Origin of the sequence: Capnocytophaga sp. oral taxon 902 (genome assembly GCF_013394735.1) — a bacterium.
Taxonomy (GTDB): Bacteria; Bacteroidota; Bacteroidia; order Flavobacteriales; family Flavobacteriaceae; genus Capnocytophaga; species Capnocytophaga ochracea.
The window spans coordinates 819,744-842,192 of record NZ_CP058261.1 but is presented as its reverse complement, the minus strand read 5'-3'; the positions used below and the strand labels follow the sequence as shown (position 1 = coordinate 842,192).

13 protein-coding genes and 1 pseudogene are annotated in these 22,449 nt (G+C 42.3%); 2 read left to right on the top strand and 12 right to left on the bottom strand.

All coding sequences use genetic code 11. From position 1 onward, the window contains the following. Positions 1 to 94: 94 nt before the first annotated feature. The 3 genes from HW278_RS03500 to HW278_RS03490 all read right to left on the bottom strand — a co-directional run bounded on the left by HW278_RS03500 (position 95) and on the right by HW278_RS03490 (position 7,647). Positions 95 to 3,064 (bottom strand): SusC/RagA family TonB-linked outer membrane protein, encoded by a 2,970-nt coding sequence (locus HW278_RS03500; RefSeq protein WP_178976943.1) that lies wholly within the window; start codon positions 3,062 to 3,064, stop codon positions 95 to 97. Positions 3,065 to 3,226: 162 nt separating this feature from the next. Then, on the bottom strand, positions 3,227 to 4,858 hold the full coding sequence (locus HW278_RS03495) for a DUF6377 domain-containing protein (RefSeq protein ID WP_178976942.1): 1,632 nt from the start codon (positions 4,856 to 4,858) through the stop codon (positions 3,227 to 3,229). A gap of 194 nt (positions 4,859 to 5,052) precedes the next feature. Further along, positions 5,053 to 7,647, bottom strand: coding sequence for a DNA gyrase/topoisomerase IV subunit A (locus tag HW278_RS03490; RefSeq protein WP_178976941.1), 2,595 nt, complete (start codon positions 7,645 to 7,647; stop codon positions 5,053 to 5,055). Between the two features lie 188 nt (positions 7,648 to 7,835). On the opposite strand from HW278_RS03490, the gene HW278_RS03485 reads away from it, so the two are divergent. Then, a complete protein-coding gene (locus HW278_RS03485; RefSeq protein ID WP_178976940.1) occupies positions 7,836 to 7,982 on the top strand; it encodes a hypothetical protein in 147 nt (48 codons plus the stop codon). 120 nt (positions 7,983 to 8,102) lie between these two features. On the opposite strand, the gene HW278_RS03480 is transcribed toward HW278_RS03485, so the two are convergent. After that, a complete protein-coding gene (locus HW278_RS03480; protein ID WP_178976939.1) occupies positions 8,103 to 9,620 on the bottom strand; it encodes a sulfatase-like hydrolase/transferase in 1,518 nt (505 codons plus the stop codon). A 21-nt stretch (positions 9,621 to 9,641) separates the two neighbouring features. Continuing rightward, complete coding sequence (locus tag HW278_RS12235; protein WP_181954878.1) at positions 9,642 to 10,514, bottom strand: hypothetical protein; 873 nt, start codon at positions 10,512 to 10,514, stop codon at positions 9,642 to 9,644. Positions 10,515 to 10,681: 167 nt separating this feature from the next. On the opposite strand from HW278_RS12235, the gene HW278_RS03470 reads away from it, so the two are divergent. Then, on the top strand, positions 10,682 to 11,287 hold the full coding sequence (locus tag HW278_RS03470) for a superoxide dismutase (protein WP_002673703.1): 606 nt from the start codon (positions 10,682 to 10,684) through the stop codon (positions 11,285 to 11,287). A 121-nt stretch (positions 11,288 to 11,408) separates the two neighbouring features. Here HW278_RS03470 and HW278_RS03465 read toward each other — a convergent pair whose 3' ends face one another. The 7 genes and pseudogenes from HW278_RS03465 to HW278_RS03435 all read right to left on the bottom strand — a co-directional run bounded on the left by HW278_RS03465 (position 11,409) and on the right by HW278_RS03435 (position 22,174). Further along, positions 11,409 to 13,043 carry a S8 family peptidase gene (locus HW278_RS03465; protein ID WP_178976938.1) on the bottom strand — a complete coding sequence of 545 codons (1,635 nt, stop codon included), beginning with the start codon at positions 13,041 to 13,043 and terminating at the stop codon, positions 11,409 to 11,411. A gap of 112 nt (positions 13,044 to 13,155) precedes the next feature. Next, positions 13,156 to 14,514, bottom strand: a complete 1,359-nt coding sequence (locus HW278_RS03460) for a PspC domain-containing protein (protein ID WP_178976937.1) — start codon at positions 14,512 to 14,514, stop codon at positions 13,156 to 13,158. A 3-nt stretch (positions 14,515 to 14,517) separates the two neighbouring features. Then, positions 14,518 to 14,850 carry a PadR family transcriptional regulator gene (locus HW278_RS03455; RefSeq protein WP_002673691.1) on the bottom strand — a complete coding sequence of 111 codons (333 nt, stop codon included), beginning with the start codon at positions 14,848 to 14,850 and terminating at the stop codon, positions 14,518 to 14,520. 447 nt (positions 14,851 to 15,297) lie between these two features. Continuing rightward, positions 15,298 to 15,609: a DUF3467 domain-containing protein gene (locus HW278_RS03450; RefSeq protein WP_106096426.1), complete on the bottom strand. Its 312-nt coding sequence runs from the start codon at positions 15,607 to 15,609 to the stop codon at positions 15,298 to 15,300. Between the two features lie 3 nt (positions 15,610 to 15,612). Beyond that, the gene (gene rpoC / locus HW278_RS03445) at positions 15,613 to 19,899 is read right to left on the bottom strand and encodes a DNA-directed RNA polymerase subunit beta' (protein WP_178976936.1); all 4,287 of its coding nucleotides are present in this window, start codon (positions 19,897 to 19,899) and stop codon (positions 15,613 to 15,615) included. A gap of 1,026 nt (positions 19,900 to 20,925) precedes the next feature. After that, a pseudogene (locus HW278_RS03440) lies at positions 20,926 to 21,126 on the bottom strand (hypothetical protein); the annotation flags it as partial. Beyond that, positions 21,104 to 22,174: a hypothetical protein gene (locus HW278_RS03435; RefSeq protein WP_009420756.1), complete on the bottom strand. Its 1,071-nt coding sequence runs from the start codon at positions 22,172 to 22,174 to the stop codon at positions 21,104 to 21,106. The gene HW278_RS03435 and the pseudogene HW278_RS03440, both read right to left, overlap by 23 nt. Between the last annotated feature and the right edge of the window lie 275 nt (positions 22,175 to 22,449).

Below are 22,449 nucleotides of genomic sequence, written 5' to 3'. Positions count from 1 at the left end.
TTTGTATAGTTTTATTAGCCCCCGAACCCCCGAAGGGGGACAATCCGCAAAGGCGAACTATTAGGGTAAGTTATTAATAAATGAAAGTTTCTTCTTAAAAATCAATGTTTAAGCCAAAGATAAAAGTTTTGGTTTGAGGATAAGTACCCCAATCGATACCCATCGTAGGACCTGAAAGCCCTTGGTTTACTTCGGGGTCAAATCCTTTGTAGTTAGTGAGTGTCCAAAGGTTTTGAGCTGTGAAATAAGGTTGTATCTTGCGAATACCATATCTCAACAACTCCTCATTGGAGAGGTTGTAAGCCAGAGTAAGTGTTTTGAGACGCAAATACGAACCATCTTCTACCCATCGCGAAGAGGCTTTGATGTTATCGGCACTTCTTACAGCACGAGGAATGTCGGTAATATCACCAGGTTTTCTCCAACGGTTGAGCACGGCAGTTGATTGGTTTTTACCATCGTACATACCTTCAGTTTCTATACGAGAAGCGTTGTAGATATCATTACCATAAGAACCTTGGAAGAAAACACTCAAAGTAAAGTTCTTATAAGTGAAGTCATTGGTAAGCCCAAAGGTAAAATCGGGGTTAGGGTCGCCTATATAAGTTTTATCGGACACTGAGATTTTACCATCACCATTAAGGTCTTTGTATTTGATATTACCTGTTTGAGGGTCTACTCCTTCACTTATAAATCCCCAGAACTTGCCCAAAGGCTGCCCTTCGGTAATACGCACCACTTGTTCAGTAATAGCTTCGGAAGTGCTGGCGTAGTAATACACTTTTTGAAGGGTAAGTTTGGTTAGCTCATTGCGGTTGAACGAGATATTGAAGTTCGTATTCCATTCAAAATTACCTGTAAGGTTACGACTATCCACAGAGAACTCTAACCCTTTATTGGTCATTTCGCCCTCATTGCGATAGATAGAAGGTACTGGTGAAGTAGCAGGAAGAGGCACATCCATTAGCAAATTGGTAGTCTTTTTAAGGTAAGCATCTACCGCTAAAGAGATACGGTTTTTGAAAAGTGAAAGGTCGAGCCCTATATTGCTTTGAGTGGTGGTTTCCCAAGTGAGGTTAGGGTTAGAGAATGAATTAGGGCGCAAAGTTACCATTGCATCACCTTTGCCTGCCTCCCACCAGTTTTGACGAGTGATAGAAAAGCGTTGTAAGTAGCCGTAATCGGATATACCAGCTTGGTTACCTGTTTGTCCCCAGCCACCGCGCAATTTGAGTTCGCTAAGCCATTCTACATTCTTCAAGAAGTTTTCTTGTGAGATACGCCAACCGACGGATACAGAAGGGAAGTACCCCCAGCGTTTTCCAGGTGCTAATTTTGAAGAACCATCGGCGCGGAAATTAGCTGTGAGAAGGTATTTGCTATCGTAGTTATAAGAAATACGACCTAAATACGACATAATTGCCCATTCGGCAGCACTCGAACCACTACCTTGTTCTATTTTATTGGCAGCGTTGAGGGTTTTGATGTCGGGTGTAAGGAAGTGAGAGGCATACAAATAGCTTTCGTTCCATTTAGATACCGTTCCTGAAGTACCTGCCAAAGCAGAAAGGTTATGCTTGCCGAAACTCTTATCGAAGGTAAGCAAATTGTCGTAAGTCATCACAGTGTTGTTAGTACGAATATCGTCGGCAGTACCGAAGATCTTACGTCCATATTCGGTGAGTTTAGGGTCTGTCCAATGGGTTTGAGTGCGTCCTAAACGGTCGATACCTACTGTAGATTTGAACTTCAAGCTCGGCAAGAAAGTTACAATAGCCGATACACTTCCTACCAAGCGATTGCTCTTAGAGGTATTGTCAGCATTACGAGAGATATTCTCTACAGGGTGAGTGAGGTTTGCTCCATAGAAATTGTAGTAATACCAACCTTCTTCACCGGGTTTATCACTCCATATAGGGGCGTATTTAGGGGTATTGATTACCGAAAGCACTACCCCAGCGCGGTTAGAGCCCGTACCGGTGATAATACCATTAGACGAGTAATCGGAATAGGATAGATTAGTTTCAAAAGTGAGCCATTTGCGCATTTTGGTTTCTAAGTTGAGGCGCACATTATAACGCTCGAAAAAAGAAGAGCGAATAACCCCTTCATCTTTAGAGTTACCTGCTGAAATGTAATACTTGGTATTTTCAGTTGCATTTGAGAAAGAAAGCTGTGTATTGCGGATAATACTCTTGCGGAAGGTCTCGTCGAACCAATCGGTTTTGTCGGTAAGTCCTGAAGGAAGAGTAACAGCACCTGTTTCTTTCATCAGTTCGTTGTATTGAGCCGTATTTAAGGATTCTATGCGTTTGGCTACTTGCGAGATACCCACATAAGTATTAACAGATACTTTAGGCTCGTTGCGTTTTCCGTGTTTGGTAGTGATAAGCACTACGCCATTAGCAGCACGTGAACCGTAGATAGCTGCTGAGGAAGCGTCTTTAAGTACTTGCATACTCTCAATATCGGTAGGTGCAATCCCACTGATGTCTTGCACTGGGATACCATCTACCACATATAGAGGGTCGTTGGAAGCGCTGATAGAGGTATTCCCGCGAATGCGCACTGCCAAGCCTGCGCCTGGAGCACCATTAGGTTGTACTACTTGGATACCCGCAGCACGCCCTTGAATAGCCTGTGCAGCTGAGGTTACAGGACGTTGGTCGAGGTCTTGGGTCTTTACTGAGGTGATAGCAGTGGTTACATCACCACGTTTTTGAGTACCATAGCCCACTACTACTATCTCATCGAGGTCTTGGGCAACTTCAGAAAGTTTGACATTGAGCTGTTCACCTGTTACTTTTAAATCGAGGGTTTTGTAGCCTACAGAAGAAAACTCTAAAACAGCTCCTCGAGCTACTTCAGTAAGTGTATACTTACCGTCGAAATCAGTAGCTACGCCTTTGGTAGTACCTTTTATTACTACAGAAACACCAGGAAGAGGTGCTCCTTTGTCATCGGTTACGGTACCTGTTACTCTGCTGTATTGTGCTTGGGCAAAACCTACAAAGCCTACTAACAGTACCATCATTAGCATTAAATGTTCTTTGAGTACTTTCATAAAATAAAAACATTACGTTTGTTTAGTTGCTCCAAAAGTACAGCAAAAAAACACTTGTGCGTAATTGAGTATTAGAAAAGTACTGCTTTCAAAAAATATCCAATTGAATATTAGCTAATTGAATTGTAAAAAAAGCTTAAAAAAGTACTGAAATTTCACCTATTAATTACGTATTTTCTTCACTTTTTCTTCGAAAGTATCGCGTTCTCCTTTCGCTTTATTCCGTACTTTGGTGCGATAGTTGTACACTGTGCGAAGAGAATAGCGCAAGAATTCGGCTATCTTATTACTATCGGTGATGCCTAAACGAATGAGAGCAAAGATACGCAATTCGGTATTGAGTAGTTCACCTTTTTTAGGTAAGATTTGCTCTCCTTCCTCTAAAAGAGCATTGAAGTGGATTACAAAATGTGGGTATATATTCAGGAAGATAGTGTCGAAATTCTTGTAAAGTTCCTCTAATTCTTGTTCTACCACAGTGGTAGATTTTAGCAACTTGGTAAGGTCGTCAAACTGATGTTTAGAAGCCTTTTTGTAGAGTAGTTTTCGGTAGTTCTCAATCTTATCGATATAAGCAGAACAGAGGTTGAAGAAATGAGCAATATACTCTTCTTTAATAAGGTTTGCCTCCTCGAGGTTGAGGTTTGCCTCTTCGAGGTTTTGGTTCATCAGTTGTAGGTCGGTATTGAGCTTTTCGAGTTGCTGATTACTGTAAGAGAGTTCTTTACGTATCTTTATCAATCGCTTAACTTGTTTGTACACATATACCAAAGCGATAATCAAGGCTACTGATAATACGCTGATGAGTACCAAATACAATTGTAATTCTTTCTTTTGTTTGGCTTCTTTCTCTTGATAGGCGGTGTTGATGATGGAATAGAAAGAGGCACCTTCTTCGGCGCGGTGTCGCACATTGCAGAAGCTAGCATCATCGATAGCCATTTTGATAAACTGATAGGCTTTGCTTATATTCCCTCGTTTGTAGTAAGTAAGCGCTAAGCTCTGCAAGGAAGCGTTATCTTTGATTGCATTTTTGATGTCGGCGATAGCAGAAAGGGCAAAATAGTACTCTTGAAGGTCGTCATTTCCTTTTTCTCGTTCTACAAGACCTAAATAATAAGCTATTATAGCACGTTCAGGTTCCTCTTCGGTAGTTTGAGGCAATAGTTGCTGAAACTGTTGCATAGCACGGTTTTTGTCTCCTGTAAAGAACTCATCGATAGCACTGTTTACTTTAAAAGTAAGCGACTGTTTGTCTATGCACAATAATAAGGAATCGCGGTAGCGGTTGGAGGCACTTAAATAAGCACTATTATTGATACTTTGCCCATAATGACTGCACAAGGCATAACACGAATCGTAATATTCACACAGAGATTTCTTGGGTAATCGGTGTTTATCGATAGCTTTTAGCAGTTGCAACGCTTCTATGTACATTCCTTTTACCGAGTAGAGTTTAGAAAGTAGGATATGGGTTTCGTCTTGCTTTTCGGTATCCTTTAAAGCGATTGCTATTTGTTCGTTTTTCAGCAAATAGGCTACTGCCGAATCGACCTTAAATTTTCGGTATTCGGTATACAATTGTTTGTGCAGGTCGTATTTTTCTGTTGGTTGAGAGGCTTTTTTAAGAGTCTTTCCCAAGGAAGTAATACGCTGTTCTTTGGCTTGTATATAAGTAGCACTCTGCTCAATGGTTTGGTTGAGCCGGTGGAGTACAGCTTCTTTACTCTCTTGTGCCACCGCTACATTCCTTCCCAACAACAATATGACAAAGAGTGTGATATAGTTTTTCATAAGGTTTGTTTTTATATTAAAGCCCCCGAACCCCCGAAGGGGACAAGCCGTAAATTTGCACCAGCAGGTGATTATTAGGATATTATTCGGATATACTGCTCAATCAACTTTGCCAAAGGTCGTAGCACGACGAGCAATTAAAAACTTTGGCAAAGTGTAGCGATGCAAAAGCGACTTGATTATTCATCGTTATCTCAGAATTCTAATTCTGTTTGGGTGCCGTCACTATCATTTTCAGAGGAAGGAGGGACAATTTCTTCATCACCGAGGTCTTCTACGGGTTCCTCTTCTTGGGGTTCTTCGTAGGGGAGAGATTCAAGGGGGTTGACAGTTTTCACCTTGTCGGTAGTGAGCTGGTTGCCCAAGGCTTTGATACCTTTTACACTGATGAACTCTTCTAAATTCACAATGAGGTTCTCTTTCTCCTTGCCTTTTTCTTTGGTGAAGACCACCTCAGCCATAGGTCGCCAATCGGCAGAGACAAAGAGCAATTGTGATTTAGGATGTTCGGTAATGACTAACTCTTCGCGGTTTTCGTTCTCTACCACAAAGCGTTTTACAAACACGCGTTCTTTCTCACCATCGTAGTAAATTACCGAAATAGGTTTCTCGGGCACCCATTTTTCCATTACGGCGATATTGTTCTCGAAATGCAGACTCAATTCGGGGATAATGGTCTTCACGACGCCCTCTTTGGTGATGAGAAGCATACGGTCATCGCCTTTGAAAGCCCCCAGTAGCGTACCGCGTTCTTCGGTGTTGAGGCGTTTTACAATATCGTCGAACCATATCTTGCGCGGTTTGAGCGTTGATACACCTTTTTCTTTTAGCTCGATGCGCTTGATAGCATATTTGCTCACGAGGTTTCCTTTCACGCCACGCCCTTTGATGAGGGTATCGGCAAAATCGATATCCCATCGCAGTTTGCGCAAAGTGCCTAACTGACGCAAGTTCACGGTTACCACTTCGGCTTCACCATTAGGGTTGGCTGTGAAATAGAGTACACGCGACTCTTTGTGTTGAGGAATGAGCTCGTATTTCTTATCGCGGGTAATACCCGTAACGTTGAAACGCTTGATATAGGAGAAGCCCGTTTGTCCGTCCTTATAAATCATATTGTACACGGTGCGCTTATCGTCTTTCTTAAAGACCGCTACGTGTATGATGTTTTTCTCTATATATTGTTTCTCAGCTACTTTGGTAACGTACATCGCACCGCTTTCGGTAAATACAATCACATCGTCGATATCACTGCAATCACCTACATACTCATCTTTGCGTAAGCCTGTACCTACAAAACCTTCAGCTCTGTTCACATAGAGTTTGGTATTGCGCACCACTACTTTGGTCGCCTCGATGGTATCGAATACGCGCATTTCGGTTTTCCGTTCACGCCCCTTACCATAAGTCTTTTTGAGTCGTTCGAAATGGGAAATTGCATAGTCGATAAGGTTTGCGAGGTGGTTTTTCACTTCCTCGATATCGGCTTCAATTTTGAGGATATTTTCATCAGCCTTATAAGAGTCGAAGCGGGTGATGCGAATCATTGGTATTTGGGTGAGTTTAGCCAAATCGTCATCGGTAATCTCACGGAGTAAATCTTTTTTGAAAGGTTCAAAACGCTGGTACAAGTACTCGTACAAACTTTCTCTGTCGGTGTACTTCTTGAAGTCAATATACATCTCTTCTCTGATGAAAATCTTTTCGAGCGAGGCACTGTGCCATTGCATTTCGAGTTCAGAAAGTTCAATTTCGAGCTCTTGTTTGAGAAGACTTACTGTGCGGTCGGTACTGCGACGCAACACTTCTGAAACGGTGAGAAAATGCGGTTTGTTGTTCTCAATCACACAGGTAATGGGCGAAATAGCCGTTTCGCAGGCAGTGAAGGCGTAGAGTGCATCGATAGTCTTATCGGGTGACGTGCCGTTGGGCAAGTGCACCAATATCTCTACATTGGCAGCTGTGTTATCGTCTACCTTTTTGATTTTTATCTTGCCTTTTTCGTTGGCTTTCAGTATAGAGTCGATGAGCGAGGTAGTGGTGGTAGTAAACGGAATTTCGGTGATGCAAAGCGTACTCTTGTCGAGTTGCGAAATCTTAGCACGCACCCGCACACGTCCGCCTCTTGCCCCATCGTTATAGCCACTTACGTCCATAATACCCGCAGTAGGGAAATCGGGGTATAACTCAAAAGGTTTATTTTTGAGGTAAGCAATGGAAGCCTCAATAAGCTCGATGAAGTTGTGAGGTAATATTTTGGTAGAAAGCCCCACGGCTATTCCCTCGGTACCTTGTGCCAAGAGGAGCGGAAACTTCACTGGCAAACTGATAGGCTCTTTCTTACGGCCATCATAGCTGGATTGCCATTCGGTTACCTTAGGGCTAAAGACTACATCGAGGGCAAACTTAGAAAGACGTGCCTCGATATAACGAGGAGCTGCCGCATCATCACCTGTGAGGATATTTCCCCAGTTACCTTGCGTATCGATGAGCAAGTCCTTCTGACCGATTTGCACAATAGCATCGCCTATACTCGCATCGCCGTGAGGGTGATACTGCATTGTATTCCCCACGACATTAGCCACCTTGTTGTAGCGACCATCGTCTAATTCTTTAAGCGAGTGCATAATACGGCGTTGTACGGGCTTAAAGCCATCTTCGATTGCTGGTACAGCGCGTTCGAGGATTACGTACGAAGCATAATCCAAGAACCAATCTTGGTACATACCTGTGACTTTAATGATGCTATCTCCCTGTGGAGTAGTGTTTTGAGGTGTATTGTCTTCCATCGGAACAGATGTTGTTTAAAGTGCAAAAATAGAAAATAATTAGCAAATGACAAAAAATGGGATTTATGTAAAAAGTAAAAGAAAGAGATGACGAATGATGAATGACGAATGACGAAGGTAATGCGAAGGGGATTTCAACTTTGGCAAAGTATGTAGCGACGGAAAGACAAAGGTAAGGCGAATGATGAGTGGGTCTACAGTGGCTCTACAGTGGGTCTACAGTGGGTCTACAGTGGGTCTACAGTGGGTCTACAGTGGCTCTACAGTGGGTCTACAGTGGCTCTACAATGACTAAAGAACGAACAAAAGACGGAGCGAGCTACACGGACAGATGAAGAATAAACGAAAGAAAAGCGGAAATAGAAGGGAGAATAAAAGAAAAAGTATTGATATTACATCGCTCCAAAAAGTATCTATCTTTTTTGGAGCGAATTTTATTATTGATTGTTAAAGCACTATTTTCTGTTTTTAATATTGTCGAGCATTGTTTTGAGTCTGGTGAGCTCTTCGGGATGGTCTTTTGCTACATTGTAGAGCTCCATTATGTCTTCTTTGAGGTCGTACAATCGGGGCTCAGGATAGTTGCCCAGATGTGTGCGAGTGAGGGGTTGATAAGAGGGGTTGTCGCTGGGGACTACATATTTCCAACGACCATCGGTGATGGAGAGCGCTCCCCCAGAGGCTATTACATAAGGGCGACCTTTCTTGTCCTTGCCTAAGAAGGCTTTGAGGTAATCTTCGCTATCGGTGGCTGCTCCTGCGGGTATCTCAGTACCAATAAATTTACTCAAAGAGGCAAAAAGGTCGATATGTGAGAGCAAAGCGTCGGAAGTACCTTTTTTCACTATCTTAGGATAGCGTACGATAAAGGGCACACGCGTACCTGCTTCGTAATTGCTGTACTTGCCTCCGTGGTTGTGAAAAGCTCCCCACGGACGATGTCTGCCTAAGAGCTCTTCGGCTTGATCTTGATAACCATCGTCTATCACAGGACCGTTGTCGCTGGTGATAATGATGAGCGTATTATCGTATAGCTTATTAGCTTTGAGGGCTTTTACGATTTCACCCACAGTCCAGTCGAATTGGAAAATTGCATCACCGCGGTAACCCATACCACTTTTGCCTACAAAACGCGGATTGGGGTACCGAGGTACGTGTATATCATTAGTACCCACATAGAGAAAGAAAGGTTGTGATTTGTGATTTTCGATGTATTTTACCGTTTTGGCTACAATGGTATCGGCGAGATGTTCGTCCGTCCAGAGTGCTTTGCCACCCCCTTTCATATAGCCGATACGCGAAATGCCGTTCACTATGGCTTGGTCGTGACCGTGGTGTAAGGAAGGTTTGAGCTTAGTGAGCAGTTCGGGGTTGTTCTTACCCGTAGGTTCACCTTCAAAAGGCTTGCTATAGCTCACTTCGATGGGTGCTGAGGAGTCGTAATTGGCTACGCGTTGGTTTTCTATCCATACGCAAGGCACACGGTCGGCTGTGGCAGCCATTATGCAGGAATATTCGAAGCCTATATCGGAAGGTCCAGGTGTGATAAAGCCGTTCCAATCCTGTTTACCGCGTTCGCCTCCTAAGCCTAAGTGCCATTTGCCAATAGCGCCAGTAGTATAGCCTGCTGCTTTGAACACATCGGCAATGGTGGTTTGCTCAGGACGAATGACCATAGCAGCATCACCAGGAGCAATACCAGTGTCATTGCGTCGCCAATTGTACAAGCCCGTGAAGAGTGAATAGCGCGAAGGTGTGCAAGTGGCAGCGGTGGAATGTACGTTCGTAAAGACCATTCCTTGTTTGGCGAGAGAGGCTACCTGCGGGGTATGAATTGTCTTTTCGCCATAGCAACTTAGGTCGCCATAGCCTAAATCATCGGCTACAATGATGATCACGTTAGGTTTTTGAGTAGTTTTGTTTTGTGCGATGAGACATAAAGGGCATAAGAGCCCTAATAGGTGTTTTTTCATATAGTGGTTAAAAGAGGTTGTTTATTTCAATCGCATTACACGGCTTAAAAGCAAGGGTAAACCTGTATTGGAGTTGATATTATCGTTATTCCAAAAGCTCATCACACAGCCCACGGGACGATTGCGCACCACTTGCGCAACATAGTATACCGTAAGTGTTTTGCCACCGGACATTCCGGCTAAAAGCGAAGTTACCCCTTTGAGGTCAAACACTACTCTCTTGGCTTTGGTAGGCACTTCTTCAAAGATAACGTCTACTTCTTCCTCTTGTGTCGGTTTGACACTTTTGCGCTGTGTGTTCACAGCAAACTGGTCGGCAACGGCTTGTTGGGCGTCTTCCAAGGTGCGGTATATGTCCCAGTTCATCCCGCCATTATAAGGGCATAGCACAGTGTTAATACCCGTAAAATAACAGTCATCCATTAGCGGAATGGTTCTGCCTGCGAAATTGATACTACTCGCATCAGTAGGAGCGTATTTATCTTCGGGAATTTTGTTTTCTACAATGAGATTTACTAGGGCTTCTTCTACCTCAGGTTCTCTGTTTTTGAATTTAGCAAAATAAATAAGAGCAATATTATTAGCTTTGTTTTTTACAAAATACAAACTTTGCACGCCCTCGTCAGTTTCTTTTACTACCATATAGTTATCAACAAGCACACGAGGATTGGCAGTAGCTTCTTGCGCTGTTACTTTTAGTTTGCGGTAAGCTTTTTTGAATCCTTTCTCATCAAAAGGGAGGTTCAAATTTTCATTAGTAATGATATAGCCATCAATAGCATAAAAATCTTTACCGCCGTTTTTAATAGCAGAAAGGCGGTCTAAAAGTGAAAGCTCTTGCGCATAAGTAGCGAAAATAAAGCTATAAAGGAGAAAAAAGATACAATGTTTCATAATTATAGGGTAGTGGGTTTTTGTAAAAGAAAAATACCTTGCAAAGGTATGAAAATAATTATACTTTCCAAATATAATTATACCTATATAAGGAAAATCTATCATTAAAGTATCTCAACCAATTAACTTTTATAGTACTTTTGCTAAAAATTTAAAAAGAAAATACTATGTTTACATTACCTAAATTACCGTATGCTTACAATGCGCTTGAACCTTACATCGATGCGCGTACAATGGAAATACACTATACTAAGCACCACAACGCTTATACCACGAACCTGAATACGGCTTTGGCTCCAGCAGGGGTAGAAGGCAAAACTATTGAGGAAATTCTTACCTCACTTGATATGAACAATGCTGCTCTTCGCAATAACGCTGGCGGTTTTTACAATCACAATCTTTTCTGGGAAGTGATGAGTCCTAATGGCGGAGGTAAACCTACGGGAGAATTGGCTAAGGCAATTGAAGAGGCTTTTGGAAGTTTTGAAGCTTTCAAAGAAGTTTTTAGCAAGGCTGCGGCTACTCGTTTTGGCTCTGGTTGGGCGTGGCTTTGTGTACACAAAGGAGGTAAACTTGAGATTTGCTCTACTGCAAACCAAGATAACCCGCTAATGCCTAACACTGGTTGCGGAGGTTTTCCTATCTTGGGATTAGATGTGTGGGAACACGCTTATTACTTGCACTATCAGAACCGTCGTCCTGATTATATTGAGGCATTTTTTAACGTGATTAATTGGGCGAAAGTTGCAGAACTTTATAGTACTCACAAATAAGTCGTAGCAGTCGTAGCACGACAGGCATTTAAAATGCTAATGATTTAATGAATAACAAGCAAATATGAAAAAAGCCGTGTGAGAATTTCTCATACGGCTTTTCATTGTATTATATAAATTTCTATTTGCTAAGTTTTGTTTTAGTAATTTTAGCGGCTAAGATTACTGCATTTTTAGCATTTACAATAGTACCTGTAGTAGAAAGGTCGGCGAAGTTCATTTCTTTGCGTTTTTTACCTTCATCATCATCTTCACCTACGAATACTTTCATATCTACTTTTACACCAGACTCCATAATGATTTTCTTCACTTCGGCTGCACTAAGACTTGGGAAGTAAGAACGCAACAAGGCTGCAACTCCGGCTACTTCGGGAGAAGCCATTGAGGTTCCTTGCAAGAACTCGTATTTATTCTCAGGAGTGGTAGAATAGATTTTTACCCCAGGAGCAAATACATCGACGTTGCGTTTACCATAGTTTGAGAAAGAGGCTACAAAATTCTTGTTATACTCATAGTTCAAAGCCCCTACGGTAAGGAAGTTATCAGAGATTTCTTTCTTGTTTACTTCGTCGTTAGGATAAGTATCTTTCACGTCGATATCTTGAGAGTCGTTACCCGCAGCGTTTACGATAAGAACATCTTTAGAAGCTGCGTATTTGATAGCGTCATACACCCATTCTTTGTGAGGAGAGAAAGCTTTACCAAAGCTGGTGTTTATCACTTTGGCTCCGTTATCTACTGCATAGCGCAAAGCAAGAGCGATATCTTTGTCGTACTCATCACCATCGGGGACAGCACGTACTGCCATAATGAGTACATTATCGGCAACCCCATTCATACCGATTCCGTTATTGCGTTCAGCACCAATGATACCTGCCACGTGTGTGCCGTGTAAGGCATCTTTGATATTGGGACCTATTACGTTATTATTGCCGTAATACTTTTTGGTAAAGTCGTTTTCATTATCTTTTAAGATAGTTTTACGAGGTGAAAAATCGGGGTTGAGGTGATATTTCAGTTTTGTATCGAAATACTCGATAGCGTCGTTGAGTTCTTTTTTGATATCACCAGAATTAGAGACATCTGCTAATAGCTGTTTCATAAACTGAATCATCTCGGTAGTAGGGGCATCGAAAGTTTTGCCTTTGGTAGCAGCATCGATGTCTTTGGCGGTATACACTTCTTTACCTGTGATTTTACGTAAGTTGTTATCGGCAAATTCAGTTATTTGGATAAGTTGCTCATAATAGCCTTTGCGTTTTTTAGTTTCGGCAGTTTCTTTATCGAATTCTTTTTTAGCATTGGCATAATCAGGATTTTTCTTATCCTTAGTTTTGTAAATACGAGTCATCTCGGTATTTTCTTGCGCTATATTACCGAGGAAGTTCCAGCCGTGTACGTCGTCTACATAACCGTTTTTGTCGTCGTCAATTCCGTTGTCAGGAATTTCTTTAGTGTTTACCCACACTACGTTTTTAAGGTCTTCGTGGTTGATATCCACACCGGAATCTACCACTCCTACGATTACTTTTTTAGGGGTAAGACCTTTGAGTAGGGCATAGGCTTCTTGCAAGTTCAGTCCAGGGAAGTTTTGTTTAAAACCTTCGTGAGGCCAACCTTTGAGGGTAGCATCATTGTAAGTTTTCTGAGCTAAAGGTGTTGTGGGAGCTTTGTCCATATCGGCACTAACTTTAGTAGCCCGACAGCCCACAAATAGGAAAGTTGCTAAGGCAACCCAGATAAATGATTTTTTCATTCTATTAGTTAATTACGTATTTAAATTCTATAGATTTTCATCTTATAACAAAAACCGTGCAAAAGTACAAAATAATTGCGAATTACAAATTACGAATGACAAAAAAATTACATTAATCTCTTTTTACTTCCTTACCTTTGGGTACAAATAAAGTGATTTGCAGGCGTTGTGCGCGATAGAAATCTCCTTTTGCTATTTGATAGGTTTCAGGGATAGTGATTTGGTTATCTTTCACTTGTAAAGTATAATGAATATTTTTAGTATATTGTTCGGCTTGACCTATGTTTCTGCCTCTTGAATGGGTAGAGACTTCAATATAGGGCTGTGCGCCTTCGGGTAATTCATTAACATTGAAATTACAATCGGCAACCACAAGACTATCGTTTTTGATACCCATAAGACTCGTTTTGTGAGTATAGTTACGGTGTACTACCAAAGTATCGGAAGTGGTAACAACGGGTATTTTTTCTTGTATAACGGTTTCGGAGGTAAAGTCTCTTAAAACAGTTCCTAAGACTGTGAAACCTCCTATGATACCTACGGTTAAGCTCAATACATTGAATACTATCCAGCTTTTGGGTGTATGAAAATCCTTTACAAAAAGTTTGAAGCAAAGCAGTAAAATAACTGAAACAGGAAACAAGAGTAATAATACTGCTGAAAGGTACAACAAAGTGTGTTGCCAAGTTGCCGTCACTATAAAGGGAAGAAAATCGTTAAGGGCAAGCAGACTAATGCTTCCGAATACGGTTATACCAAATAAGGAGAGCACTACGGCTATTAAGGATATAAGCAATGGCAATAGTAATAGAATCGCAATAAAGTAGAGTATTACTTTCAGTAAGACAGGGAAGCCATTCCTTTGAGGTTTTAGGGTTTCTTTGCTCGTAAAAGAAAAGTTGGAAAGGGTATCGATGGTTACGGCTTCACCTTTCATTTCTAACTTCTGAGCGGCTGTGCGTGCGGGAGGTACCACAGCCCAAAACGCAATATACAAGAGTAACAGAGCAGAGGTAAAAAAGTGAAGAATGAAGATATTCACCAGTAAGACTAATAGAAAGAAGATGCGTACCCAAGTAACGTCGTATTGAAGGTAATGGGCTATGCCTGAGAGTACGCCACCGATTTTCTTATCGTCGATATCGCGGTATAGCTTTCGCCCTTTCAAAGAAGAAAAAGTAAATTTGGTTTCAGCAGAAGAGGTTTCTTCACTCTCAACGTATTGTTCGGGACGACCTAATACTTCTATAAGATATTGCACGTCTTGACCGATTACTACTTCGCGCTCTTTAAGACGAACTTTCAGTAGTTCAGCCATACGTTGCTCTACATCGTAGAGAATTTCTTCTCTATCGGTATTTTGGTTCAAATGATTACGCACCTCATTGAGATAGTTATTGAGGGCATTGTAGGCGGTTTCTTCGATGATAAAAGAAAAACCACCCAAACTGATGTTTTTTATTTTGTCCATAATTTAAATAATTTTATCAATCATTGTTTGTAAATCACGCCAGGCTTTTACGGTTTCGTTTAGGAAGCGTCTGCCTGATTCGGTTAGTATGTAGTATTTACGAGGAGGCCCTGAAGTAGATTCTTTCCATTGATAGGTAAGTAGCCCGCTGTTTTTCAATCGGGTAAGCAAAGGGTATAACGTTCCTTCGACCACTATCATATCGGCTGTTTTGAGCGCCTCAATCAGGTCGGAAACATAAGCTTCTTTGTTTTTGTCAATAATGGAAAGAATACACATTTCTAAGATGCCTTTGCGCATTTGTGTTCTTGTTTTTTCGACATTAAATTCTTCCATAGTTTTGATGTTTTTAAATTCGGGGCAAAGATACGACAAAAATAAGTATTATGCAATACATAGTACCAAAAATAATCAATATTTTTGTAATAGAAGTGTTTAAGTCACTGATTTATTGATAGAAAGAAAAGGTAAGAAAAAGATATATTTTTTTGGTGGTAGAGAGGTATTTTGGGTATGGGGAGCTTATAGAGAGCTTATAGGAAGCTTATACGAATCTTGGACGATTGGTATAGGAAGGGTGTGTAATGCACTATGTATGAGAGGGATAGAGAGGGATAGAGAGCGAAGAAAAATGACATTAAAAGTAAGTTTAGTAGGGTGATAAAAGGTAAAAAGCTAAAAAAGGAATTGGCTTTTGAAGGAAGTGTAATAAAAAAATGCCAAAGGTGTGAACCACACAGGCGGTTAACATCTTTGGCAAAGTTATGATTATTTGTAATTAAATTAAGCTTGTCCGGTTACACCAAAGAGAGGTATGGCGTGACGGTCGTCGCTATTGGTAATAGTGCCATTGGCTTGTTCAAACTTCTGGATATTATCATCTAAGGCGAATAGCAGACGTTTGGCGTGCTCAGGGGTAAGGATAATGCGACTGCGCACTTTCCCTTTGGGCATACCTGGCATTACGCTCACAAAATCGACTACGAACTCGGTAGACGAGTGGTTGATAATTGCTAAGTTAGAGTATACTCCCTTGGCAATCTTGTCGTCGAGCTCAATGCTCAACTGTCCTTCTTTTTCTTCTACTTCGTCCATTGTCTATCTCGATTTTTTCTTTTCTACCACGGGTTCTAAGTCGGCCTTAGAGCCTACGATGATTTTCTCGTATTCTTTGAGTCCGGTACCTGCTGGTATACGGTGACCTACGATTACATTTTCTTTCAAGCCGTCGAGGAAGTCTACTTTACCACTTACCGCTGCTTCATTTAATACCTTCGTAGTTTCTTGGAAAGAAGCTGCTGAGATAAACGATTTGGTTTGCAACGATGCACGAGTGATACCTTGTAGCACTGGCATAGCAGTAGCAGGAATCACATCGCGGGCGATTACCAAGTTCTTATCGGAGCGTTTGAGTAGTGAGTTCTCATCGCGCAATTCACGCAGGCTCACTATTTGTCCGGCTTTTAAGTTTTCAGAGTCTCCGGCGTCTTCTACTACTTTCTTACCAAACAAGCGGTCGTTTTCCTCGATAAAGTCGTCTTTGTGAACTAACTGACCTTCGAGGTAAAGAGTATCACCTGGATCTTGGATTTCCACTTTACGCATCATCTGGCGAACGATAACCTCAAAGTGTTTATCGTTAATTTTCACTCCTTGTAAGCGGTATACCTCTTGTACTTCGTTTACTAAATACTGTTGTACTGCCGATGGTCCTTTAATACGCAAGATATCATCAGGTGTTACAGAGCCGTCAGAAAGTGGTTTACCTGCACGTACAAAGTCGTTTTCTTGTACCAAGATTTGGCTCGATAATTTCACCAAATATTTGCGTTCTTCGCCCGAGCGTGAGGTAACGATTATCTCTTTATTACCGCGTTTGATTTTACCGAACGATACTACCCCGTCAATTTCAGAAACGATAGCAGGGTTCGATGGGTTACGTGCTTCGAAGAGCTCAGTAACACGAGGAAGCCCTCCTGTAATATCCCCAGCTTTGGCAGAGCTACGCGGTATTTTCACGAGCACCTTACCTTCTTCAATCTTGCTGTTGTTGTCCACCATAATGTGAGCACCCACAGGTAAGTTGTAAGAGCGGAGCGTTTCGCCATTCTTATCAGTGATGAGCAAGGTAGGAATCAGCTTCTTGTTACGCGATTCTACAATCACTTTTTCTTGGAAGCCTGTTTGCTCGTCTATTTCCACTTGGTAAGTAACTCCCTGTTCGATATCTTCATAAGCGATTTTACCAGAGTATTCCGAGATGATTACCGCATTATAGGGATCCCATTGGAAGAGTAAAGTTCCTTTTTTCACTTCTTCTTTGTCTTTTACAAAGATGTGCGCTCCATAAGGAATATCGTGTGTTTGAAGTACCATTTTGGTAGTAGGGTCAAGCACGCGGAGCTCAGATGAACGCACTACTACGTCCACAGGGTTTTGTTCGTTGTCTTTACCACGAACTACGCGTAAGTCTTCTATTTCTAGTACACCGTCAAAACGGGCTTCAGTTTTATTTTCTTCTGATACGTTACCTGCAACCCCACCTGCGTGGAAGGTACGCAAGGTAAGCTGGGTACCTGGTTCACCGATAGACTGGGCAGCAACTACCCCTACGGCTTCCCCTTTCTGTACCATACGTCCGGTAGAAAGGTTGCGACCGTAACATTTTGCACAAATACCGTGTTTTGCTTCACAGGTAAGTGCCGAGCGTACTTCTATCATATCGATAGGAGCGGCTTCTATTTTATCTACTATTTTTTCAGTAATTTCTTCACCAGCACCCACAATAAGTTCTTCAGTGAGAGGATTGTATACATCGTGAAGCGACACACGTCCTAAAACGCGCTCGCCAAGAGTTTCTACTACTTCCTCGTTCTTTTTGAGGGCACGTACTTCTACTCCACGCAAGGTACCACAATCTTCGGTGTTGATGATTACGTCTTGCGATACGTCTACCAAACGACGAGTTAAGTAACCTGCGTCGGCTGTTTTCAAAGCGGTATCGGCAAGACCTTTACGGGCACCGTGGGTAGAGATAAAGTATTCGAGGATAGACAGTCCTTCTTTAAAGTTCGACAAGATAGGGTTCTCGATGATTTCACCACCCCCTACGCTCGATTTCTTAGGTTTTGCCATCAAACCACGCATACCGGTAAGCTGACGAATTTGCTCCTTAGAACCACGCGCTCCCGAGTCGAGCATCATATATACTGAGTTGAATCCTTGCTGGTCTGTACTGATGCGTTTCATCGCCAATTCAGTAAGTTGCGCATTGGTAGATGTCCACACGTCAATCACCTGATTATAACGTTCGTTGTTGGTGATGAGCCCCATATTATAGTTCATCATAATACCATCTACGAGTCCGTTAGCTTCGGCTATCATATCAGCTTTTTCTTGCGGAATGATGATATCCCCTAAACTAAACGACAATCCGCCTTTAAAGGCAAAACGGTATCCCATATTCTTGATTTTGTCAAGGAAGTCTCCCGTTACAGGAATGCTGGTAGCTTTGAGGATACGACCGATGATATCACGCAATGATTTTTTGGTAAGTACCTCGTTGATGTAGCCTACTTCCAAAGGCACAAGCTCATTGAAGAGCACACGTCCAGTGGTAGTTTCTACTACGGGATAATACACATTGCCATTTTCGTCGAGGTCACGCACTTTCACTTTAATAAAAGCATTTAAGCTGAGCTTTCCTTCGTTATAAGCGATATTCACTTCTTCTGCTGAATAAAAAACTGAGCCTTCCCCTTTAATAGGATGTTCAGGGGTAGACTTACGACCTTTGGTGATGTAGTAAAGCCCCAAGACCATATCTTGTGAAGGTACAGTAATAGGCGAACCATTCGCAGGGTTGAGGATATTGTGTGAAGCCAACATCAAGAGTTGTGCCTCTAAGATAGCCTCAGGACCTAATGGCAAGTGCACCGCCATTTGGTCACCGTCGAAGTCGGCATTGAACGCTGTACATACAAGCGGGTGCAACTGTATTGCTTTCCCTTCGATGAGCTTAGGTTGGAATGCCTGAATACCCAAACGGTGCAAAGTAGGAGCACGGTTCAGTAGTACAGGGTGACCTTTGATCACATTCTCCAAGATATCCCATACTACGGGCTCTTTCTTGTCAATGATTTTCTTAGCTGATTTCACCGTTTTCACAATACCGCGCTCGATGAGCTTACGTATTACAAACGGCTTATAGAGTTCGGCTGCCATATTCTTTGGCAAACCACATTCGTACATTTTGAGTTCAGGACCTACCACAATTACCGAACGTGCTGAATAGTCTACACGTTTACCGAGGAGGTTCTGACGGAAGCGCCCTTGCTTACCTTTCAATGAGTCAGAAAGTGATTTAAGCGGACGATTAGACTCTGTTTTTACAGCTGATGATTTACGTGTGTTGTCGAAAAGTGAATCTACCGACTCTTGAAGCATACGTTTCTCATTGCGCAAAATCACATCAGGCGCTTTGATTTCCATCAATCGTTTTAAACGGTTATTGCGAATAATCACACGTCTGTAAAGATCGTTAAGGTCGGAAGTCGCAAAACGTCCCCCATCGAGCGGTACCAACGGGCGCAATTCAGGCGGAATCACAGGAATCACCTTCATTATCATCCATTCAGGCTTGTTCTCGCGGTTTCTTTGAGATTCGCGGAACGCCTCCACCACTTGTAAGCGTTTAAGAGCTTCAGTTTTGCGTTGTTTAGAACTTTCGTTATTAGCTTTGTGACGCAAGTCGTAAGAAAGTGCGTCTAAATCCAAACGTTCTAAGAGTTCAAGAAGGCACTCAGCCCCCATTTTAGCGATAAACTTATTAGGGTCAGTATCTTCTAAATATTGGTTATCAGCAGGAAGACTCTCAGTAATAGCGAGATATTCTTCTTCTGAAAGGAAGTCTAAGTATTGTAAATCTTCACCTTCTGGTCCTTTGGCAATACCTGGTTGGATAACTACATAGCGCTCGTAGTAGATGATCATATCCAACTTTTTCGAAGGAAGCCCTAACAAATAACCTATTTTGTTAGGTAATGAGCGGAAATACCAAATGTGAGCGATAGGCACCACAAGGTTGATATGTCCTACTCTTTCGCGGCGTACTTTTTTCTCGGTTACTTCCACGCCACAACGGTCGCAGACGATGCCTTTATAACGAATGCGTTTGTATTTACCACAAGCACATTCATAGTCCTTTACAGGACCAAAAATACGCTCACAAAACAACCCGTCGCGTTCAGGTTTGTGAGTACGATAGTTGATAGTTTCAGGTTTAGTAACCTCACCGCGTGAAACGGCTAAGATAGATTCAGGAGAGGCCAAACCAATCGAAATCTTATCAAATTTAGGAACAGCTGTATTTTTTTCTCTTGCCATATTATTTATGGTGAATATAATAAATTTATCGGGCTTCATAGAGGTCTCCCCACGAAGCCTATTTACAAAATATCGTGCAAAAGTACAACTATTTTTTAAAATAGCAATTATTTTTTCGTAATATTTTTAGAAGAATATTTTAAGAGGTTGATAGTTAGTAGCATAAAATTTATCGAAGTCTTAAACTTTTACACTTTCAAAGTTTCTGCACGTCTGTTCTGCTACAGCCTTTGCCAAAGTTTCTAATTTGCTTGTCGTGCTACGATTTTCTCAAAGTTGAAATCTCCTCCGTATTACCTTCATCATTCGTCCCTGGTCATTCGTCATTTCTTCCCTTATCCATCACTACCTTCCCTCTCTTTGAGGTAGCCAGCAATAGCTGGGTATGTGCCCCGCGAAAGCAAAGTATGTGTAAAGAGGGAGGTTTGTCTCCTTTTCCAGCTTGTCCCCTTCGGGAATTTTGGGGCTTACCGAATTAATGAGTCGCCACAGTTTCCCTTTTTGAAGGTAGCCAGCAATAGCTGGATATGTGCCCCGTGAAAGCGGAATATGTGAGAAGGGGGAGGTTTCTTTCGCTTCCCCGTCACACTTCCCCTAGTGCCTATGGCCTAAGGCCTAGTGCCTCTTCCTCTTTCTTTCGCCTCGAAACCCCGTTTTTACCATTTTTTGCATCGCTGTATTATACTATGAGTCAATCACTTATACACCCTTTCTATACCAATCGTCCAAGATTCGTATAAGCTTCCTATAAGCTCTCTATAAGCTAACCCCACCCTCCTTACACCCTTTTTTCACCAAAAACTCTCCCTTCCTTCTTCCGAACTTTTCCGTTTCCTTCCGAACTCCTCAACCTTTCCCCATTTGCTAATTGTTCCCCGCCTGCCGTGCTACGGCTGCCTGTGCGGCTCGCACCTTTGGCAAAGTTGATTATTTCTGGTATTATTGGTATTATTTGGTATTATTGGCATTTATCTCATTCTCCAATCTGCTAATTTGCTAATTTTCTCCGCCCGTCGTGCTACGATCTTCTTTTTTATCCATTTCTTCTATTGGGAAAAGGTGCAATACGCTTTTATCTTCTACAAAATCGAACATTTCATAGATTTCTTCTAAAAACTCTCCCGAAATATCAAACTTTTCAGCCAATATTTGAGTATCTTCCGCTTTGTAGGCAAATAAGATTTGCTCCAAAAGATTCCTACGTTTATTTTTTCCCCCAGTCAACAGGTGCCCATTGTGTGAGCTCCCAAGGGAAGTCGTTGATGTTATCGAACTTGCCGTACTTCTTCTCAAACTCCCCATCGTGTTCCCAAGGGTCTAACCCGTGGATCGCAAGCTCATAAATGCCGTGCTCGGTGGTGAAAGTGTGGCAAAATGCGTTCTTATCAGCGGCATAAGCCCCATATTTCTGCACCGCCTTGGCAATCATCAGGGTCATAGGACCCAATCCGAGTTTATCCAAGTCCACTTTCGGGTCGATACGGCACCATTGCCCTTCCATTGGGGCATCGGCATCGTCCAGATCGCCATCGCCAGCCTTCGCAGGCCACGAAAAGCCTTTACGGGCGTGCGCTATGGTGAACGATAGGGCGTGATTGATCTCCCCTGCCCTCACTTCCTCGATACCGATCTGCGACAGCGGATTGAGCATTCCCACTACCGAGCTACCGCCTTTGGTAAGGCGCATCCAATAGTTGTCCTTAGCGAGCCCTCGCAGGCCTGGCTTTGCAATGAAGTAGCCCGAGCCTTTAAATTTGTACTCACCGCTGTTCACATACGTTACTCCGAAGTACTGACGCATCACTCCTGTTGCCACGTCGTACACCGCCATATGCGCATCGTTCCCAGCGGCAGGCTTGGCATCGTGCACGATAGGCTGACGCCCTCCCGTGTATTTATAGAGGTCAGCATCGTCTCGCTCACGGTGTCCTTCGGGGATAAAATTAGCATAATGCTGGTTCTTATCATTACTATCTACTATAATTATGGTGTAATTATAGTGCTGACGAGTAATAGTGGTGATCACCCCATAAGGATTGGTTGCCAGCGATTTCATTTTGGCTGCAATCGCTGCTGAATTGGGCGCGAGAGGCATCTCTTTGTCTACCCTTCGCGTAAAAACGGTCCCCTTTGCCACATAGTTCTTTCCGAAAAGGTCGCCCGAAGTTTTGTACACTACGCTGGGGTCGATCGGATCCTCTCCGCCGCCTCCGTTGCTGTCCTTTCCGCAAGCCACAAGGGCAAATGCTGCTACTAATGTTATGAACTTTTTCATAGTCGGTTGTTATTTAAATGTTTGTTATCCTTTTACAGTTTACCTACGATGCTTCTGCTGTTCATCTTCTCCTGCTTGTTTGCCACAAGCAGATAATATGAGTAAAAAGAAAATAAGTGTTTTGTTACGTATCATTTTAAATATTTTTATTGATTTCATACTCTCCTCTAAAATCAACTCAAAGAGAGTTGTACTGCCGACTATTATCTTAACCTTGTATGTTTTTTTGCATATAGCTAATCATTATAAAATATATTCGTTATCCGCTAATAGTT

What these genes read in the sequence shown, in the direction of transcription:
- HW278_RS03500 (WP_178976943.1), bottom strand. Translation starts at nt 3,064, where the DNA reads ATGAAAGTACTCAAAGAACATTTAATGCTAATGATGGTACTGTTAGTA.
- HW278_RS03495 (WP_178976942.1), bottom strand. Translation starts at nt 4,858, where the DNA reads ATGAAAAACTATATCACACTCTTTGTCATATTGTTGTTGGGAAGGAAT.
- HW278_RS03490 (WP_178976941.1), bottom strand. Translation starts at nt 7,647, where the DNA reads ATGGAAGACAATACACCTCAAAACACTACTCCACAGGGAGATAGCATC.
- HW278_RS03480 (WP_178976939.1), bottom strand. Translation starts at nt 9,620, where the DNA reads ATGAAAAAACACCTATTAGGGCTCTTATGCCCTTTATGTCTCATCGCA.
- HW278_RS12235 (WP_181954878.1), bottom strand. Translation starts at nt 10,514, where the DNA reads ATGAAACATTGTATCTTTTTTCTCCTTTATAGCTTTATTTTCGCTACT.
- HW278_RS03470 (WP_002673703.1), top strand. Translation starts at nt 10,682, where the DNA reads ATGTTTACATTACCTAAATTACCGTATGCTTACAATGCGCTTGAACCT.
- HW278_RS03465 (WP_178976938.1), bottom strand. Translation starts at nt 13,043, where the DNA reads ATGAAAAAATCATTTATCTGGGTTGCCTTAGCAACTTTCCTATTTGTG.
- HW278_RS03460 (WP_178976937.1), bottom strand. Translation starts at nt 14,514, where the DNA reads ATGGACAAAATAAAAAACATCAGTTTGGGTGGTTTTTCTTTTATCATC.
- HW278_RS03455 (WP_002673691.1), bottom strand. Translation starts at nt 14,850, where the DNA reads ATGGAAGAATTTAATGTCGAAAAAACAAGAACACAAATGCGCAAAGGC.
- HW278_RS03450 (WP_106096426.1), bottom strand. Translation starts at nt 15,609, where the DNA reads ATGGACGAAGTAGAAGAAAAAGAAGGACAGTTGAGCATTGAGCTCGAC.
- rpoC (WP_178976936.1), bottom strand. Translation starts at nt 19,899, where the DNA reads ATGGCAAGAGAAAAAAATACAGCTGTTCCTAAATTTGATAAGATTTCG.
- HW278_RS03435 (WP_009420756.1), bottom strand. Translation starts at nt 22,174, where the DNA reads ATGAAAAAGTTCATAACATTAGTAGCAGCATTTGCCCTTGTGGCTTGC.